At 36.9% G+C, this 19,037-nt stretch carries 14 protein-coding genes and 1 other RNA gene; 14 read left to right on the forward strand and 1 reads right to left on the reverse strand.

Annotated features, from left to right (window positions below; translation table 11 throughout):
• Positions 1–40 precede the first annotated feature (40 nt).
• The 10 genes from EWU23_RS01120 to EWU23_RS01165 all read left to right on the forward strand — a co-directional run bounded on the left by EWU23_RS01120 (position 41) and on the right by EWU23_RS01165 (position 10,679).
• Positions 41–2,596: an ATP-dependent Clp protease ATP-binding subunit gene (locus EWU23_RS01120; RefSeq protein WP_166227964.1), complete on the forward strand. Its 2,556-nt coding sequence runs from the start codon at positions 41–43 to the stop codon at positions 2,594–2,596.
• A gap of 9 nt (positions 2,597–2,605) precedes the next feature.
• Positions 2,606–3,352: a 3-oxoacyl-[acyl-carrier-protein] reductase gene (fabG, locus tag EWU23_RS01125; RefSeq protein ID WP_166227966.1), complete on the forward strand. Its 747-nt coding sequence runs from the start codon at positions 2,606–2,608 to the stop codon at positions 3,350–3,352.
• Positions 3,352–5,166 carry a hypothetical protein gene (locus EWU23_RS01130; protein WP_166227968.1) on the forward strand — a complete coding sequence of 605 codons (1,815 nt, stop codon included), beginning with the start codon at positions 3,352–3,354 and terminating at the stop codon, positions 5,164–5,166. Before fabG ends, EWU23_RS01130 begins: the two co-directional genes overlap by 1 nt.
• Positions 5,088–6,443 carry a DUF4403 family protein gene (locus EWU23_RS01135; RefSeq protein ID WP_166227970.1) on the forward strand — a complete coding sequence of 452 codons (1,356 nt, stop codon included), beginning with the start codon at positions 5,088–5,090 and terminating at the stop codon, positions 6,441–6,443. The genes EWU23_RS01130 and EWU23_RS01135 overlap by 79 nt, the downstream gene beginning before the upstream one ends.
• Positions 6,444–6,463: 20 nt before the next feature.
• An RNA gene (gene rnpB / locus EWU23_RS01140) (RNase P RNA component class A) lies at positions 6,464–6,821 on the forward strand.
• Positions 6,822–6,914: 93 nt separating this feature from the next.
• Positions 6,915–7,589 (forward strand): 30S ribosomal protein S16, encoded by a 675-nt coding sequence (locus EWU23_RS01145; RefSeq protein ID WP_166227972.1) that lies wholly within the window; start codon positions 6,915–6,917, stop codon positions 7,587–7,589.
• A gap of 65 nt (positions 7,590–7,654) precedes the next feature.
• On the forward strand, positions 7,655–8,188 hold the full coding sequence (rimM, locus tag EWU23_RS01150) for a ribosome maturation factor RimM (RefSeq protein WP_166227974.1): 534 nt from the start codon (positions 7,655–7,657) through the stop codon (positions 8,186–8,188).
• Positions 8,178–8,852, forward strand: a complete 675-nt coding sequence (gene trmD, locus EWU23_RS01155; RefSeq protein ID WP_166228997.1) for a tRNA (guanosine(37)-N1)-methyltransferase TrmD — start codon at positions 8,178–8,180, stop codon at positions 8,850–8,852. Before rimM ends, trmD begins: the two co-directional genes overlap by 11 nt.
• A 1-nt stretch (position 8,853) precedes the next feature.
• Entirely contained in the window at positions 8,854–9,777 is a 924-nt protein-coding gene (locus EWU23_RS01160) for an EamA family transporter (RefSeq protein ID WP_166227976.1), read from the forward strand.
• Between the two features lie 50 nt (positions 9,778–9,827).
• Positions 9,828–10,679: an alpha/beta hydrolase gene (locus EWU23_RS01165; RefSeq protein ID WP_205753046.1), complete on the forward strand. Its 852-nt coding sequence runs from the start codon at positions 9,828–9,830 to the stop codon at positions 10,677–10,679.
• Here EWU23_RS01165 and EWU23_RS01170 read toward each other — a convergent pair.
• Positions 10,664–12,073, reverse strand: a complete 1,410-nt coding sequence (locus EWU23_RS01170; RefSeq protein WP_166227980.1) for an APC family permease — start codon at positions 12,071–12,073, stop codon at positions 10,664–10,666. The genes EWU23_RS01165 and EWU23_RS01170 overlap by 16 nt on opposite strands.
• Before the next feature lie 265 nt (positions 12,074–12,338).
• Between EWU23_RS01170 and EWU23_RS01175 the strand changes: the two genes are divergently transcribed.
• The 4 genes from EWU23_RS01175 to EWU23_RS01190 all read left to right on the forward strand — a co-directional run bounded on the left by EWU23_RS01175 (position 12,339) and on the right by EWU23_RS01190 (position 19,035).
• Positions 12,339–12,908, forward strand: coding sequence for an RNA polymerase sigma factor (locus EWU23_RS01175; RefSeq protein ID WP_166227982.1), 570 nt, complete (start codon positions 12,339–12,341; stop codon positions 12,906–12,908).
• Positions 12,909–13,221: 313 nt separating this feature from the next.
• Entirely contained in the window at positions 13,222–16,212 is a 2,991-nt protein-coding gene (locus EWU23_RS01180) for a SusC/RagA family TonB-linked outer membrane protein (protein WP_235942125.1), read from the forward strand.
• Between the two features lie 24 nt (positions 16,213–16,236).
• Positions 16,237–17,913, forward strand: a complete 1,677-nt coding sequence (locus EWU23_RS01185; protein ID WP_166227989.1) for a RagB/SusD family nutrient uptake outer membrane protein — start codon at positions 16,237–16,239, stop codon at positions 17,911–17,913.
• Positions 17,914–17,985: 72 nt separating this feature from the next.
• Complete coding sequence (locus tag EWU23_RS01190) at positions 17,986–19,035, forward strand: DUF6807 domain-containing protein (RefSeq protein WP_166227991.1); 1,050 nt, start codon at positions 17,986–17,988, stop codon at positions 19,033–19,035.
• Positions 19,036–19,037: the final 2 nt, after the last annotated feature.

Consider the following 19,037-nt stretch of genomic DNA (forward strand, 5'->3'; position numbering starts at 1 on the left):
ATAGAACGGTGTTCTTGTTCTCGGCATAAAAATAAATTATATGGAGGCTAAGTTTTCAAATAAAGTGAAAGAAGTGATCTCTCTATCAAGAGAAGAGGCCTTACGTTTAGGACATGATTACATTGGGACAGAGCACCTGATGCTAGGAATGATTCGTGATGGAGAAGGTCCAGGAATTGATTTATTGTTGAAGTCAAGTGTTTCCTTAGATCAATTAAGGCAAAGTATAGAACATTCAACTTCTTCTACCAGTCGTTCATCATTTGATAAACAAAATATGTTGAACATTCCTTTGACCAAACAAGCAGAAAAGGTATTGCGTTTGACATATTTGGAAGCGAAATATTTCAAAACCAATTTAGTAGGAACAGATCATTTGTTGATGGCAATTTTGCGTGATGAAGATAATGTGGCTACGCAGATTTTAGAAAAGTACCAAGTTTACTACGATTTAATCAAAGAAATGGTAGAATTTCAAAATGGTGCAGGTCAAGAGAATTCTCCCAAGGCAAGTTCGGATACGGATGACAATGATGATGATAACCGCTTATATTCTTCAGGTTCTGGTGGATCTGCAAGTTCGGGCTCTGCATCATCAGGAACCAAAAGTACAGAGAAGAGTAAGACACCTGTATTAGATAATTTTGGCCGAGATTTAACTAAAATTGCAGAAAATGGTAAGTTAGATCCGATAGTAGGTCGTGAAAAAGAAATAGAACGTGTAGCTCAAATCCTATCTCGTCGGAAAAAAAACAATCCTATTTTGATAGGTGAGCCTGGTGTTGGTAAAACGGCTATTGCAGAAGGTCTAGCGCTTCGAATCATTCAGAAGAAGGTTTCTCGAGTGTTATTTGGTAAGCGTGTAGTTACACTTGATTTAGCTTCATTAGTGGCAGGTACCAAATACCGTGGTCAGTTTGAGGAGCGAATGAAGGCGGTCATGAATGAGTTGGAAAAATCAACAGATGTTATTTTATTCATTGATGAGTTACATACGATTGTAGGGGCTGGTGGAGCTTCGGGGTCCTTAGATGCTTCCAATATGTTTAAACCAGCTTTAGCTAGAGGGGATATACAAGTTATTGGAGCCACTACCTTGGATGAGTACCGTCAATACATTGAAAAAGACGGAGCTTTGGCTCGTCGTTTTCAAACGGTGATGGTTGATGCAACCACTGTAGATGAAACAATTGAAATTTTGCATAACATTAAGGACAAGTATGAAGAGCATCACCATGTGATTTATACTCCAGAATCCATTGTTTCCGCAGTGAAACTTTCGGATCGCTATGTCTCTGATCGTTTCTTACCTGATAAGGCGATTGATGTAATGGATGAAGTGGGGGCTCGTGTACATATTTCCAACATTAATGTACCTGCTGATATAGTAGCTTTGGAATCTCAAATTGAAATTGTCAAGAAAGAGAAAAACCAGGTAGTGAAATCGCAGAAATATGAGGAAGCTGCACAGTTGCGTGATCGTGAAAAGAAATTGATTGATCAATTGGAGCAGGCTAAAAATATTTGGGAAGAAGAGTCTAAAAAGCAAAAGTTCACCGTTACCGAGGAACATGTGGCTGAGGTAATTGCTCAAATGACAGGTATTCCTGTGAACCGGGTGGCGGCAAAAGAAGGAGAGAAGCTATTATTAATGGAGCAAGAAATGTCCAAGCATGTCATTGGTCAAGCAGATGCCATTAAAAAATTAGTGAAAGCTATTCAACGTACTCGGGTAGGATTGAAAGATCCGAAAAAGCCGATTGGTTCATTTATTTTCCTAGGACCTACTGGGGTAGGTAAAACAGAAATGGCCAAGGTTTTAGCTTCCTACTTGTTTGACAAAGAAGATGCTTTGGTGCGCATCGATATGAGCGAATACATGGAGAAATTCAGTGTATCTCGTTTAGTGGGAGCGCCTCCGGGATATGTTGGATATGAAGAAGGAGGTCAATTAACTGAGAAAATCCGTAGAAAGCCTTATTCTGTGGTGTTGTTGGACGAAATAGAGAAGGCGCATCCAGATGTATTCAACTTGTTATTGCAAGTACTGGATGATGGTATTTTAACAGATGGCTTAGGAAGAAGAGTTGATTTTAGAAATACAATCATCATCATGACTTCTAATATTGGAGCTCGAGATTTGAAGGATTTTGGTTCAGGAATCGGTTTCTCTACAAAATCTAGAACAGATAATATGGAGGAGCACGCTAAATCAACCATTCAAAATGCATTGAAGAAAGCATTTGCTCCTGAATTTATTAACCGTTTGGATGATATTATTGTCTTTAATTCATTAGAACGAGCTGATTTACATCAAATAATCGATTTAATGCTGATTAAATTGAAAACTCGTTTGAGCAATTTAGGATATACGGTAACTTTGACAGACAAAGCCAAGGATTATATTGCTGATAAAGGATATGATCCTCAATATGGAGCTAGACCTTTGAATCGTGCCATTCAAAAATACTTAGAAGATCCTTTAGCTGAGGAAATATTAAGAGGACCTTTAGCTGAAAATGAGATTATCGAAGCCGATTTTGAGGAGGGGGCAACGGAAATAGTTCTAACAAGAAAAAACCAATTAAAAGATTAAATTATTTGTATGAAATTAGTTGAAAACAAGGTTGTATTAGTTACAGGGGCATCTAGAGGAATTGGTCGTGCTATTGCTACCTCATTTGCTAAATCTGGTGCTAATGTAGCCTTTACCTATTTGTCTTCTGTGGAGAAAGGAGAGGCGCTTGAAAAGGAATTGGCCGCTTTTGGTATTCGTGCTAAAGGTTATCGGTCAGATGCATCTCAATATGCAGAATCGGAAGAGTTAGTTAATTCCGTTTTAGAAGATTTTGGCTCTATTGATGTATTAATAAACAATGCGGGAATTACACGTGATGGTTTGTTGATGCGTATGAGCGAGGAACAATGGGATGAAGTGATTCGGGTAAATTTAAAATCTGTTTTCAATTTGACAAAGGCGGTCATCAAGCCAATGATGAAAGCTAAGTCGGGTTCCATCATCAATTTAACTTCTATAGTAGGTATTAAAGGTAATGCAGGACAAGCCAATTATTCAGCGTCAAAAGCAGGAATTATTGGTTTTACCAAATCAGTGGCCTTGGAATTAGGATCAAGAAACATTCGCTGTAATGCCATAGCTCCAGGGTTTATCGAAACAGAAATGACTGGAGAGCTCAATGAAGCTACTGTAGATGAATGGACTAAGGCTATCCCATTGAAAAGAGGAGGACAAGCAGAAGAAGTAGCTAATGTATGCTTATTTTTAGGCTCTGAATTATCTTCTTATGTAACTGGTCAAGTATTACAAGTTGATGGGGGCCTATTAACCTAATGCATCCAATTCTCTTGAATTTATGGCTAAGCTCAGTTCCCCTTTGGGCGGGATTGGGCTTAGCTTTTTTTACAGGACTCGGTTATTATTGGTTTCAGCATAGAAATCATAACCATCGACTCATTATTAGTTTACAGGCTTTTCTGAGGGGGATATTTCTTGTAGGAATTGTTCTTTGTTTTATTCCTTGGAAAATTCCCATGGAGGAGTCGAATAATCATCCTCCGAAAGTTCTTTTGATCATTGATGATTCTCAATCTATGAATCAGCCATCGTTTACTCATTTTATTGAAAAGGTATTTGATGATTTAGGAATAATCAATAGTCAATCCATTGAGCTAAAAGTCCTAGGATTAAATCAAGCAGGTTCAACCATACAGGAAATTACTCCTAAGGGAGCCATGTCATCCTGGGGGAAGGTGCAAGAATGGATTAGAAAAGAAAGTAAGAATTATCATTTATCGCATGTGTTTTTTGTGACGGATGCCCAATTAAGTGATTTGGAAATTCCAGTACATCGTGGCCCTAAAATTCATTTGATTCCTTTTGGGAAGGTAATATCTCAACAAAAAATAGGTATAAATTTCCCCACAAAGACATTATTCTCTGTGCCTGGAGAGCGCATTCATGTTCCGATTTATGTTTGGTCTAACCTTAATCAAGCGCAAAACGCCCTCGATATTCAAGTGTTTAAGGATGGCAAATTGTTTCAGACGTTGAGAGCGCCAGAATCTAGATGGAAAGATTTTCAACAAGTTGATTTAGGGCTTGTTGAAAATAAAATTGGGAAACACGCCATCCGGATTCAAATGGAAAATGATCCATTGTTGAGTCAAGGGTTTACTTGGGTTATACAAGATTTTCAGGCAAAAGTTGAGGCCTTTGCAGTAACTCCTAATCCCAATTTGGGCGTTATTAATCGAGTTGCTGAAGAAGCTAAAATTAATCTGCATTGGAATTTTGTTTCATCCATAACGGAATTACCTAGCTCAGAGAATTATCTATTTTACGGGATTTTACCTAAAGAATTACCCAAAGATAAGTCCGTATGGTATATGAATATTCCAGTTGAAATAAAGAAGGATTGGCCTCAATTTGAAGAATTAGCCAATTTAGGGAACTATTTTCCCAGTATCTGGAATAAAAATACAGAGCTAAGAACTAGTCTATTGAGTACTAATGCAGCACTTTGGAAAGAACAAATGGCTGAAATGAAAAGCTCTGGTTCTTTTCATCTATTGGATTCTAGTTTGCATGAAATGTTTAAAGTGAGTTTTTTACGGCAAGTGGATGATGTAGTTTCCATCGAATTAGCTAAGCCTCAGATTTCGATGGGGGAAGATGTAGTTTTTGAAGTAAGACAATTGAATCCAGATATTTTGGCTGCGAAAAAAATACGGGTACATTGGAAGATTTCAGGTACCAATTCACTCATTCAATATGATCGCACTTTGAGTGAAGCTCATCAGATTATGAATTTCAGGCCTACTAAGCCTGGTAAATACCAGTATCAAGCTAAGTTGACCTATCAAGGTAAAGAAATGGAATTTAATGGTGAGTTTACTGTTCAAGATTCCAACCCTGAAAAGATTATAGGTCGAAATAATGCTACTTTACAGGTACTAGCTCATCGGGAAGGTGTTGATATTTTGGAAGCTTCCGAAATTAAAAAACTTATTATGGATAATAATGAGCTTAGTAAAGAAGTTAACATCAAAGAAATAAATCTATGGGAATGGCCTTATTTTGGGGCTTTGATGCTGGTGATATTGGGATTGGAATGGATTATTCGGAAAAGATTAAATCAATTATGAGGTATTTTTTACTATTGCTGCTAGCTTTCTTAGGCTTTTCTTGTCGAAAAGCGACTCTTTTACCGTCAAAACCAGCTATTTACCAAGAGAAATTTAACCAATTAAAGCCTAGCTTTACCGAAGTAGACTTTGAATTCAGTTATGATACTTTGCAAAAATGGTTACAATTGCGCCCTGGTAAAACAATGTTTCAAACAGGTTCGAATACATCAATAGTTGGTTTTCCTTTGCAAGTAAATTTGTTGAATGCGGCGAAAATCCAAGGAAATAATGATCGGACTTTGTCCTTAAAATTACCGATTAGTTTTACTGCAGAGCCTAGTTTGGCTGGCTTTTCTGCTGGGAAAGTGAATGGGCAAATGGACTTAACCGTACAAGCGGATATTGTTTCTAAGCCTATTAGTGCGCTATCTGTACAGCAAATTAAATATTCCTATCAATGGAAAGAAAAACCTAGTTTACGAGTAGCAGGATTTGGGGTAAATGTTTCCTCGGTGATAGACCGACTGTTGGCAAGTAAACAAGAGCAATTGGTAAGTCAATTATCTGCCCAAATCAATCAATCGCTTCAAGTTACCCATTTGGAAAAAATGCTTAATTCGACTATTCATAGTATGCCTGTAGCAGATTTTATGTTGCATCCTACCGTTAGTCAAATTGCCTTGGATCATGTTGTTTTGGGAACCAATAGTGTACGTGGAACAGCTTATGTCAACTCTTCGTTGGAGTTTACGAATGTGTTTGACAATCGGGTACTTCAAAAGAATGCTCTCAAATTGATATCGACTGTACCTTCGGTGACTGAATCAGGAGCACCTTTTTCTGTTCAATTAAGTTGGGAGTATCTTCGGTCTTTGGTAGAAACACAAATGAGAAAAGGAGCCAAGCAACCAAATTTAACGTTGACTTTGCAGACGACGGATACGAGGTGGATACATTGTACTATTTTAGGATACAAGGGAAAGGCTAGTTCTTTTAGTTTTGACTTTATTCCCGTTTTACTGGAAGATAATAAACTGAGTATTCGTTTGGTATCAAAGGAATTATCTGGATTGAGTTTTCCATCCAATCTATTTAAGAAACAGGTTGTTAATAGATTGGAGCGGAATTTAAATCAATTCAATATTGACCCTATGTTGTTTATTGATCGCTCTAAGTGGATGAATAGTGGGTTGATTGATTCTGATATGAATATCCGTTTGGATAGTTTGCAATGGAATCTGGAGGTCTTGAATGTTTTGGGCAAAATTCAGGGTAAATGGTTGATAAGGAAATAAATACTACCTTTGCGCCAGAGAAAATAAATCGTCTTATCGCTTTTTTAAAGAGGAAAGTCCGAACAACATAGAGCATCGTGCTTCCTAACGGGAAGGGAGATTATTCGTAATTTTACAGATAGTGCCACAGAAAATAACCGCCTTTCGGGGTAAGGGTGAAAAGGCGAGGTAAGAGCTCACCGCTATTTTGGTGACAAAATAGGCATAGGTAAACCTCACGTGTTGCAAGATCAAATAGGCTGGCTGTCGAAAGACAAAAGGGTTGCTCGTCCGATGTCAGCGGGTAGATTGCTAGAGGTGAACAGTGATGTTCATCCAAGATAAATGATAAGAAGGCTTTACAGCTTACAGAATTCGGCTTACAGATTTATTTTCTCTATTTCTTTTACTTGGAAATTCTCTCCAAAATCATTAATTTCGCAAACATTTTTATAAACTCGAGGGACGAGATCCCTCATAACCCAACAAATAATGGCTGTTAAAATCAGACTAGCGCGTCGTGGACGCAAGAAATTGGCAATTTTTGACTTAGTTGTAGCAGATGCTCGTGCACCTCGCGACGGTCGTTTTATTGAGAAAATTGGTACGTATAACCCAAATTCAAATCCTGCTACTATCGTCTTGAACGATGCACAAGCACTTAAATGGGTGATGAATGGAGCTCAACCTACGGATACAGCGAAAGCAATTTTGTCTTACCGTGGTATTTTATACAAGAAACACTTACAAGTAGGTGTGATCAAAGGTGCTATTACACAAGAGCAAGCAGACGCTAAGTTTGAAGCTTGGAAAGCAGAAAAAGAGACTAAGATTCAAACGAATTCGACTAACATACAAGATTCTAAAGATAAGTCTAAGGCTACACGTTTAGCAGCTGAAGCTAAGGTTTCTGCCGCTCGTGCTGAAGTTATTGCAGCGAAAAACAAAGTAGAAGAAGAAGCTTTAGTAGCAAGTGTAGTAGAAGCTATTAATGAAAGTGATGATGATGCAGCTGAAGAAGTAGAAGTAGAAGAAACTGTTGTAGTTGAAGTAGTTGCAGAAGAAACTCCTGCTGCTGAAGAAGCGCCAGCGACAGAAGAAGCTGCTCCAGAAGCGCCAGCGACAGAAGAAGCTGCTCCAGAAGCAGAAGCTCCTGCTGCAGAATAATTTTTAAATTCATTTAAAATCATACAAATTTGATATTCAGATTTGTATGATTTTTTTTTGTACCTATGGCAGCAACAGAATATTTTGAATTAGGGACACTTTCTAAACCTCATGGTATCAAAGGTGCTTTTCACGTGTATTTAGATGTGGATGATCCAGAAGAATACGAGGATTTAGATGCTGTATTCCTACAATTAGGAAATGAAATGGTTCCTTATTTTATCACCGATTTACAAATTAGATCCAACCTGAATTTGATGTGTTTGGAGGGGATTGATACCTTGGATGCTGCCAAAGAATTAGTAGGAGTCAAGTTATTTTTACCCGTTTCTATGTTGCCTAAATTAAAGGAGAATCAATTTTATTATCACGAAATTGTGGGATATCAAGTGGTAGATAAAAATCACGGTGCCCTAGGAACAGTTAAAGAAGTGTATTCTACAGGAGCCCAAGATGTTTTGGTTATGAGTTATCAATCCAAGGAAGTTTTAATTCCTTTAATGGATGAAATTATACCTAAAGTAGACAAGAAGAATCAAGTGATTCACAGTATTATACCCGACGGCCTTTTAGAAGTTTATTTAGATGATGCGAATTGATATCATTTCGGTGGTTCCAGCCCTCATGCAAAGTTTCTTTGAACATTCTATATGTAAAAGAGCTAGTCAAGCTGGTTTAGTGACCATACATTTGCACGATTTGCATGATTATTCCTCTAAGAAATTTAGACAAGTGGACGATTATCCATTTGGTGGAGGAGCAGGGATGGTGATTGCGGTAGAGCCTCTTTCTACTTGTTTAGATCATTTAATAGCGGAAAGAACCTACCAAGATATTATATTTCTGACACCAGATGGTCAAACTTTTCATCAGGGTTTAGCGAACCAATTGAGTTTGTCAGAAAATATTCTATTCATTTGTGGGCACTACAAGGGTATCGATGAAAGAATTCGAGAAAAATACGTCACTCATGAAATATCCATTGGCGATTATGTGTTATCTGGAGGAGAAATAGCTGCTGCAGTTTGTGCCGATGCGATCATTCGACTGATTCCTGGTGCGATAGGTGATGAGAGTTCAGCACTAACAGATTCGTTTCAAGATGGATTATTAGCCCCACCAGTTTATACTCGACCTGCGAGTTTCAAAGGAATGGATGTACCAGAAGTATTACTTTCGGGTCATGAAAAGAAAATTGAAGCTTGGAGACACGAGCAGTCAGTAAAGCGTACTCTGGAACGTAGACCAGATTTATTACAATAATATGTTAAAAAAGGGTTCATTAAGTTTACCTAATCTGATAGCATTAGGCTTACTTTATCTTATATGGGGTTCCACATTTCTTAGTGTTCGAATATTGGTGGCCTATTTCCCCCCTTTGTTTATTTCTTATGGAAGAAATATTACGGCTGGGTTATTGTTATTAAGTTGGTCCATTATAGGTGGGTATTGGGTGAAAATGCCCATAAAACATGTACGGGTTCACATCATGGCAGGATTACTATTTATCACGGTCAATAATGCTTCTTTAGCAGTGGCTAGTGCTATTGTTCCTTCTGGTTTTTCGGCGGTATTTATGGCTTTAGGGCCATTGATTTTGGTAATATTCTTCTGGCTAGAAGGAGTGAAGCCAAGTTTGAAAAAAATAGTAGCTACACTATTAGGCTTGGTTGGTATCTTACTAATGAGTTCTCAAAAAGGTTTATCCATTCCTGGTAAGGCTGATGAGTTCTTTTCAGGTATTTTACTATTATTAGGCGCTGTTATAGCTTGGAATATTGCTGTATTTCGGGTACAATCTACCAAGGCTAACTCCTATCATTTTACGCAAGTTTGTGCCATTCAAATGATTTCGGGGAGTATTCCATTGATTTTCATTAGTTCAATTAAAGGAGATTGGGCCTTATTGCATTTTGAGGCAGTTCCTTTGTCTGCGTGGTCTATTTTTGCCTATTTAACATTAATTGGCTCCATGGCAGGTTTTTCTTTGTTTGGTTATTTGTCAAAAGAATGTGATGCGACTTTAGTAGCTACCTATACCTATGTAAATCCAGTTGTAGCCTTGATTTTAGGGAATCTAGTTTTAGATGAAGAATTGCACCCTATTTTATTATTTGCCAGTTTTTTCATACTATTGGCAGTTGTTTTAATTACCACCGATAAAACTAAACCTGTTATTAAGTCATGAAAAAAATCCTATTGACTCTTTTTTCTATTGTAAACCTATCTTTTTGTCTAATGGCTCAAGGTCCCCAAGCACTATATCCGGGAGCAGTCCCTAATTACATTGAAGGTCCCAATGAACAAAATGTAGCTGTTACCAACGGTATTTCACGCATTGCCAAAGTAAGTATACCAACCTTTCAATTTTATTCTGCTGGATCAGGCGCTAATAAACCTTGTGTCATTGTTTGTCCAGGAGGTGGTTATGGTATTTTAGCCTCATCTCATGAAGGTTCTGATATAGCAAAAAAATTTAATGAAAAAGGAATACATGCTTTGGTTTTATTTTACCGTTTGCCTGATGCAAAACGACAAGTGGATAAGCGAATAGCACCATTACAGGATGCTCAGCAAGCCATTCGAGTGACTCGTCAACATGCGACAGAATGGGGAATTGACCCTAAAAAAATTGGTATAATGGGCTTTTCAGCTGGAGGACATTTAGCCGCAAGTGTCGCCACTCATTTTACGAAAGATTATACGGGAATCAATGATGGGGCTAATTTACGTCCTGATTTCCAAATCTTATTATACCCTGTAATTAGCTTTAGATCTTTTGGTCATCTAGGCTCAGCCAAGAATTTAATTGGGCCAGACATGTCTGAAGAAGATTTACATTTGTTTTCAAATGAAGAGCAAGTGAGCCCTCAAACACCTCCAGCGTTTTTAGTTCATGCAGCCGATGATAAGGCTGTACCTGTTAAGAATTCCTTGTTATATGTTGAGAAATTAAGTAACCTGAATATATCCAGTGATTTACACGTATATGCCAAAGGGGGTCATGGTTTTGGACTTAATAATAAAACCAATAGCGATGATTGGTTTGAGAGTTTAGTCAAATGGTTTAGAAGTCAATCTTTACTTTGATTTCTTTTCATTAAATAATAAAAAGGTACTCCAGAAATCACTAGACCAAGTCCGATGGTCGAAGATAATGTTTTGACATATAATAAATTAGCTGCAATGGCTACTAGGATTATTAAGTAAACAGCAAATAATAGTTTGTTTGTATTACTTAATAATCCTTTGGAAATCTTTTCCTTGTATAAGGACATCACGGTAAGGAAATAGAAAAGTAAAATAGCAAATACCGTAAAATCTAATAAAGTCCCGTATCCTCCTGAGAAACAAAGGAGGATGGCCCATACCCCTTGTATAATCAAGGAATAGGAAGGAGCGCCATTTTTGTTCAAGTGAGCTGCTTTAGAAAAGAATAATTTGTCTTGTGCCATGGCTTCAAAAAGTCGGCCGCCAGCCAAAATAATTCCATTGTTACAACCAAATGTCGAGACCATAATAAATATAGCCATCAATGTAGCACCTATGGTACCAAAGACACTTTGGAGAGCAGCAGATCCCAATCTATCTTGGCTAGCAAACATAATTCCACGGTCGTAGGCTGTAGACCCATCAGGAGTCCCTTCTAAAGGCAAAATACCCAAATAGGCAATGTTGGTTAGTATATATAATAAACAAACTAAGGCTGAGCCATAAACTAAACCTTTAGCAATTGTTTTTTTGGGATCTTCAAAATCTTGACTGGCAAATGTGACATTATTCCAAGCTGATGATGAGAATAAAGGACCAATCATAGCCACGCCAAATAAACTTGCCAGTGTGAGTGTATCAATGGGTAGAAATTGTTGGGTGGAAGCATCATAGGTTGTGACTTCCCGAAAAAAATGCTCAAAATGTAGCCAATCATTTTGTATCCCAACATAAAAACCAATTAGGATTAATACGATGATGGCTCCGATTTTGGTAAAAGTGAATAGATTTTGTATGAATGAGGCAAACGAAATTCCTTTTAAATTAAAATAGGTTAACAAAGCAATTAAGGCAGCTGCTAAAATTTGCTGACTATTGATGTAATTGAACAAAATAGCATCTTCATTGATCCAAATGGGGAATAAAAATCCGGTATACTTGGCAAATGCAACGGCGACAGCTGCAATCGTCCCAGTTTGGATAACGAGAAATGTAGTCCAGCCAAACAAGAACCCTGTCATAGGGGAATAGGCCTCTTTTAAATAGATGTATTGACCGCCGGTTTGCGGAAATAGGGTGGAAAGTTTACCATATGCATAAGCTCCAGTAATGGTTAAAAAGCTGGTTAGTATCCATGTTCCCAGCCACATATATGGACTAGATATTTGTCTGGCTACTTCAGAACTAACCAAAAATATACCCGATCCGATCATGGATCCCATGACTAGCATAGAGGCATCCAAGGTGTTTAATTTTTTAATTTGTTGATTCATTTTATTTGGAAAACTTAAAAATAGTCAATTTTTAGTTTTTGGTATTTTTTTTGGTAGAAATATTAATTAGTTCATTTTTTGATACACTTTCTCTCTTTTTCCTTAGACCCAAAAATTGTAAACGTTTACGGAAACGTTTACGGAAAAAAATTAAAGATTTTCATTGAATTATTATAATTGGTATATCTATATTGGTTTCACTCGAGGTAAGAAATGGAGTAAAATTTAAAAACTACTTACAAAAGTCCAATTAATCAGAATACCAATGAAACAAAGCATTAATGAGGTGGAAGTTTGGGACCAATTCAGAAGTGGAAACCATCAAGCCTTTACTTGTCTTTATCAGCATTTTGTACAGCCTTTATATTCCTATTCGATGGGGGTTACAAGTGATAAGGAATTAATCAAAGATTGTTTACATGATTTATTTGTTGAACTGTGGCGTAATCATGCTAGCCTTGGGCCAACGACGAGCGTCAAGTTTTACTTGATGGCTTCCATTAAACGAAAATTGGTGCGTCATTTAGATGGTCAATTTAAAAATGCCCAGCATCATGCTAACTATTATTTGGAGTCTGCTGACCGGGATAATAGCCAAGAATATAGGATGATTCGAATGGAAGATGAATTAGCGACCAATAAACAATTGTCTCAGTGTTTATTGAAATTAAGTAAAAGACAAAGAGAGGCCATTTCTTTGAAATTTTATCATAATATGGATACGGACCAAATCAGTCAATCCATGAAAATCAACCCGCAATCCGTGTATAATTTAATTTTCGGTGCTTTGCGCCAGATGAAAGAGTTAATGGTGTATGAAAATGTAGCTTTTTGAGGTAAAATGAGTAAAAAGATTTGTATGATTGCTTTATATAATAATTGTACAAAAAAAACTTTAAATGATTCATATAAATGGAAAGGCACAAAGAAACTTAAAACGATTAATGCGTTATCGCATTGGTAAATTTTTAGTAAGATTTTCTAGTAATCCCTGGAACCAGTCTAGAAAAGTTATAAACCCTAAGGTCCAGCTAACTCCTGATGAGAGCAAGGCATTATGGAGTAGAATACAAAATACTTTGCATTCTTATTAACATAATATTTTAGAACAAATGAGAAAAAAATTACTTTCAAAGTTCCTATTAAGCATGATATTTGTTTTTTTAGGGATTCAGTTGTTTGCTCAGGAACGTTCCATCAGTGGAAAGATTCTTTCAGCCGATGACGGTTCAGGCATACCTGGGGTTTCTGTTTTAATTAAAGGTACTAAATTAGGTACATCCTCTGATGCCAATGGAAATTTTAAAATTTCTGCATCAAATTCATCCATCTTATTGATTTCTTCAGTAGGATATTTACCTCAGGAAATTACGGTAGGATCCAAAAGTCAAATTGATGTTAAGCTTTTAGCAGATAATACCAATTTAAGCGAAGTTATTGTTGTAGGTTATGGTACTCAGAAAAAGAGTCAAATGACTGGGGCTATATCTTCCGTTGGGGCTAAAGAAATTTCAGAATTACCCGTTACAAATGCTAGACAAGCCTTACAAGGTAGAGCTGCGGGAGTTGACGTAGTACAACCTGGTTCAAAACCTGGGGCTGGGCCACAAATTCGTATTCGTGGAAGAAGGTCGTTCAATGCTTCCAATGATCCATTATATGTAGTAGATGGAATTCCATTATCTGGTGGTATTGATGATATTAATCCATCTGATATTACTTCTATGGAGGTATTAAAAGATGCTTCTGCTACTGCTATTTATGGTTCTAGGGGAGCGAATGGTGTTGTTATCATTAGTACAAAACGCGGTAAAGTTGGTAAAACAATAGTTTCGGTGGATTCATATTATGGTGTTAATCAACAATTAGGAACAATTCAGGTAATGAATGGTTCTGAGTTTGCTGAATATAAACGTGAATCTCGTCGTGCCGTAGGACAGTATCCACTTGGTGCTGGAACTGCTGCTGACGATGCTAAAATATTTGAGCCTCGAGAATTAACTAGTATTGCTACTGGTAGAAGTACGGATTATGTAGGAGGGATGTTGCGCGCTGGTGCTATTCAAAGCCATCAAGTTTCAGTTTCTGGAGGATCTGATAAAACTACTTTCAATATTTCTGCTAATTACTTTAATGACATTGGTGTCGTGAAAATGCAGGATTTTACACGTTATACATTTCGTGTAAACTTAGATCATCAAATCAATAGTAAGATCAAAATTGGTTTATCTACCTTGGTTGTAAACAGCTTGCGTAATGGTGAAAACTTAAATACTTTAGGTGGAGCCATGCAGGAGAATCCACTGGGAGAGCCATATGATGCCAATGGGAATTTAGTATTTCTACCAACCAATGATGGCTTAAGAACTAACCCTTTTGCTGAAATTGTTCCAGGTGCTAATATTGATGAGAATAAGCGTTTTAGGACATTTAATAGTCTTTATGGCGAGTGGAATATTGCTAAAGGTTTAAAGTATCGTGTGAATTTTGGACCAGATTTAACCATTGGACGCGCGGGTAGATTTATAGGTGCTTTTACAAATAATAACCGTGGTGGAAATGCTAATGGAAGTATTAGTGAACAATTTTTGTTCAATTGGACTTTAGAAAATGTCATTACTTACAACCGCAAATTTAAAGATGTTCATAATATCAATTTTACTGGATTACAATCTATTCAGCGTGATCGTGATGAAAGAACTTCTATTTCTGTTAACGGTATTCCTGCAGAATCAGAATCATATCATCGATTAGGTGATGCAAGCCAGATTACAGGAGCTAATACAGATTTAATTGAATGGACTTTACTTTCTTATATGGGTCGTTTGAATTATGACTATAAAGAAAAGTATTTAATAACCGCTACTTTGAGAGCAGATGGGTCTTCCCGATTCGGGGCAAACACCAAATTTGGATTATTTCCTTCTGTGGCTGTTGGTTGGAATATGTCTGAGGAACCTTTTATTAAGGATATTACGGCCATTGATCAATTAAAATTACGTGCTAGCTGGGGAGCCATTGGTAATCAAGCAATAAATCCTTATCAAACACAAGCTTTGTTAGGTAGAACGGCTTATGCATGGGATAACGCTGCCGCTTATGGATATCGTCCTAATACGATTGGTAACCCAGACTTACGTTGGGAAACTTCCACTACCAAAAACATAGGTTTAGATTTTAGTTTCCTTCGTGGTAGAATTTCCGGTACAGCTGAATATTATGTTACCAATACGACGAATTTATTAGCACCTCAACCTTTACCAACTTCTATTGGTTTTGGAGGTTTTACAACCAACGTAGGAGAGACTCAAAACTCAGGTCTTGAATTGACTTTGTCATCTGTCAATGTCGATAAAGGTGGATTTAATTGGACAACTGATTTGATTTTCAACCGAAATAGAGAGTCTATCGTGGAATTAGCCAATGGAAAAGTCGATGACATTGGTGCAGGAAGATTTATAGGTCAACCATTAAGTGTATTTTTTGATTATAAGAAAATAGGCATTTGGCAAACTTCAGAAAAAGATGAAGCTGCTAAATATGGTGACAAAGTGGGTCAAATTAAAGTTCAGGACTTTAATAATGATGGTAAAATTAATGCCGATGATCGTCAAATTTTAGGTTCGGCAGTTCCTTCTTTTACCGCTGGTTTAACAAATAGATTTTCTTACAAAGGTTTTGATTTATCATTCTTTGTATTTGCCCGGGTAGGTCAAATGATACGTAGCCGTTTTCATGATAACGTGAATCAATTAGCCGGTCGTTATAATAACTTATCGTTGAATTTTTGGACTCCTAATAATCCAACCAATGAGTTTCCTCAGCCTGTTGTAACTCAAGAATTTCCTAAATATGGTAGTTCATTAACCTATTTTGAAGGATCATTCTTTAAAATTAGAAATATCAATATAGGTTACAATATTCCCGACGCAGTAGCTAAAAAGTGGAAGATGGAAAGTATTCGTGTGTATGCAAGTATTCAACAACCACTGATTTTGGCAGAGTACCGTCAAAAATACAAAGGTATAGATCCAGAAACCTATGTGGATGGTGAGCAAGGTGTTGGAGGGGGTGAGGTAAACACCAGCGTATCTCCAGCGACAAGTGTACTTACTTTTGGTGTAAATCTTAAATTTTAACTATTATTTCAAATATTGATAGATATGAAAAGCTTTAAATTATTTAAAAAAATAAGTTTTTTAGCAAATTTAGGATTGATTGGAACTTTAGGTTTAGGTTTACAATCCTGTAATGATTTGCTAACAGAGAATGTCGTTTCTCGTATTGGGAATGACTACATTAATACTGCTAAAGGATTGAATGACGCAACAAGTGCTGCTTATTCAACGATGCGTTCTTGGTATGGTACTGAGCGTGGAATGAATTTGACTATTTTTGGTACAGATTCTTACACCAATGGTGCTGATGGCAGCTGGAAATTTATGAATACCTATACTACTGATTTCGATACACGAAACGGTTTATTGGCAGAAATTTGGAATGATTTTTACCAAGGTATTAATACATGTAATGCAATTATTGGGCGTGCGCCTTCTGTAACAGGTTTAACTGAGTCAATTAAAAAACAGCGCGTTGCGGAAGCTAAGTTTATTCGTGCTCATCATTATTTTATTTTTACTCAATTATTTGGTGGGGTAGATTTGCGTTTAACAGAAACATTAGCACCTACTAAAGTTGTAAAACGTAGTACCGTAGCTGAGCAATATGCTCAAATCATTAAAGATTTGAATGAAGCAATTCCAGATTTAGAAAATAAATCTAGATCTGCTGAATATGGTCGTGCTACACGTGCTGCTGCTGAACATTTATTAGGAAGAGTGTATTTGACAAAAGCGACTTCATCAGCCAAAGCTGGAGATGATTATGCTAAAGCCATTGTTAATTTAAAAAATGTTATAGCTAATTATGGCCTAATTTTATTACCCAATTTCGCTGACGTGCATAAGCAAGGAAATGAAATGAATAATGAGGTTATTTGGTCAATTCAGTATACTCGTGATCCATTAACGAATGCAGGAGGTAATAATGCTCACGTATTTTTTGGTATGGAGTATGATGTATTACCGGGTATGCAACGTGATACGGAAAATGGTCGTCCATTTAAGCGATACAAGCCTACCAATTATACCTTGGATGTAGTTTTTAACAATCGCGAAAATGATAGTCGCTATAAGAAAACTTTTAAAGATACCTACCTTTCTAATAAACCAGGGACTTACAATACAAGTTTTGACCTAACGAAGAAAACAGTCACATTTGCTTTAGGCGATACGGCTATTTTCTTACCAGGTTATGAAATGTCGGAAGCTGAAAGAGCTAAAAAGAAATATCAAGTGTTGGTTCCGTCTCGATATGACGAGCGTATTTTCCCAGCTATTAACAAGCATTTTGATGGTGGTCGTGTAGACCGTACTCAATTTGAGGGAGGACGTGATTTTATTGCTTTCAGGTTGGCTGATACGTATTTGATGTTAGCAGAAGCTCAATATTTCTCTGGACTTAAGTCAGATGCTGCGACAAATTACAATTTGATACGTCGTCGTGCAGCTTGGTCAGGAAAAGAAGCAGAAATGATGGTTAAAGCAGAGGATTTAACGCTTGATTTTGTTATGGATGAACGTGAACGTGAATTAATTGGTGAACAATCTCGCTGGTTAGATTTAGCTCGTTGGGGTAATTTGATTGAACGTGTGAAAAAATATAATCCGCAAGCAGCTTCATTTATTAAAGCTCATCACGTTTTAAGACCTATTCCTCAATTGCAAATTGATAGAGCAGAAGGTACTTCTACAGGTTTTCCTCAAAATTCAGGCTATTAATGTCAATTTGATTTTGTTATTTTGTAAAATTCCGAGGAGTCATTCTCGGAATTTTACTTTAAACTTATTTTTATGAAAAAATTACTTTTAATCTTATCTAGTTGCATTGCCTTACAGGTAAGTGCTCAAAATCAATCGGTTAGTTTTAAGAAGAATGATGCCGAAAAGAAGATTGATGTCTTAGTTGGGGGCAAATATTTTACATCTTACTTTTTTCCTGGGGAAGCCATATTAAAAAAGGCAGTTCTTTACCCTATTCTAAGTGCTAAAGGAAGTACCATTACACGTGGTTATCCTGTGGCCATTCGTTCAGGAGAACGTACTGACCACCCTCACCATGTAGGTATGTGGTTAAATTATGAGGATGTCAATGGTTTTGACTACTGGAATAATTCCAATAATATTTCTAGTGGAATGAAAAGCCACAAATTTGGCACCATTGTTCATGAACAAGTATTGAACATAAAACCAGGTAAGGAAAAAGGTGAATTGGGCGTCTCAGCTACTTGGATTGATAGCGATGGTCAAGGCGCCAAAGTTTTGGCAGAAAAGACAAGCTATGCTTTTTCTGGTACTTCGGATGTACGTGTCATAGATCGTATTACTACACTAACCGCTTTAGCTGAAACAGTGATTTTTAAAGATGTAAAAGATGGCATGTTTGCTATTCGAGTAGCTCGTCAATTAGAAATTCCATCGAATAAACCGGATATTTTCACTGATGCACATGGAGTGGAAACAAAAGTTCCAGTGTTGGATAATACTGGTGTGAGTGGAGACTATGAAAGTAGTGAAGGAATAACAGGTGAGAAAGTATGGAGTACCCGTGCAAAATGGATGAATTTGAAAGGGGTATTGGATAATCATCCTATCAACATTGCTATTTTAGATCACCCAGCTAATGTTAGCTATCCAAGTTATTGGCATGCGAGAGGATATGGTTTATTTGCTGTAAATCCATTAGGAGCTAAAGTATTCAGTAATGGGAAGGATGAGCGTAATTTGACTTTGAAAAAAGGGGAATCCGTGACATTTAGATATAGAACAGTTATTGCAGATAAGCAATTGACCAAAGACGTTTTGGATAAAATGCAGGCTGATTTTGCTAAGCAAGTGAAATAGTC

The organism is Aquirufa beregesia (assembly GCF_011090385.1).
Lineage (GTDB): Bacteria > Bacteroidota > Bacteroidia > Cytophagales > Spirosomataceae > Aquirufa > Aquirufa beregesia.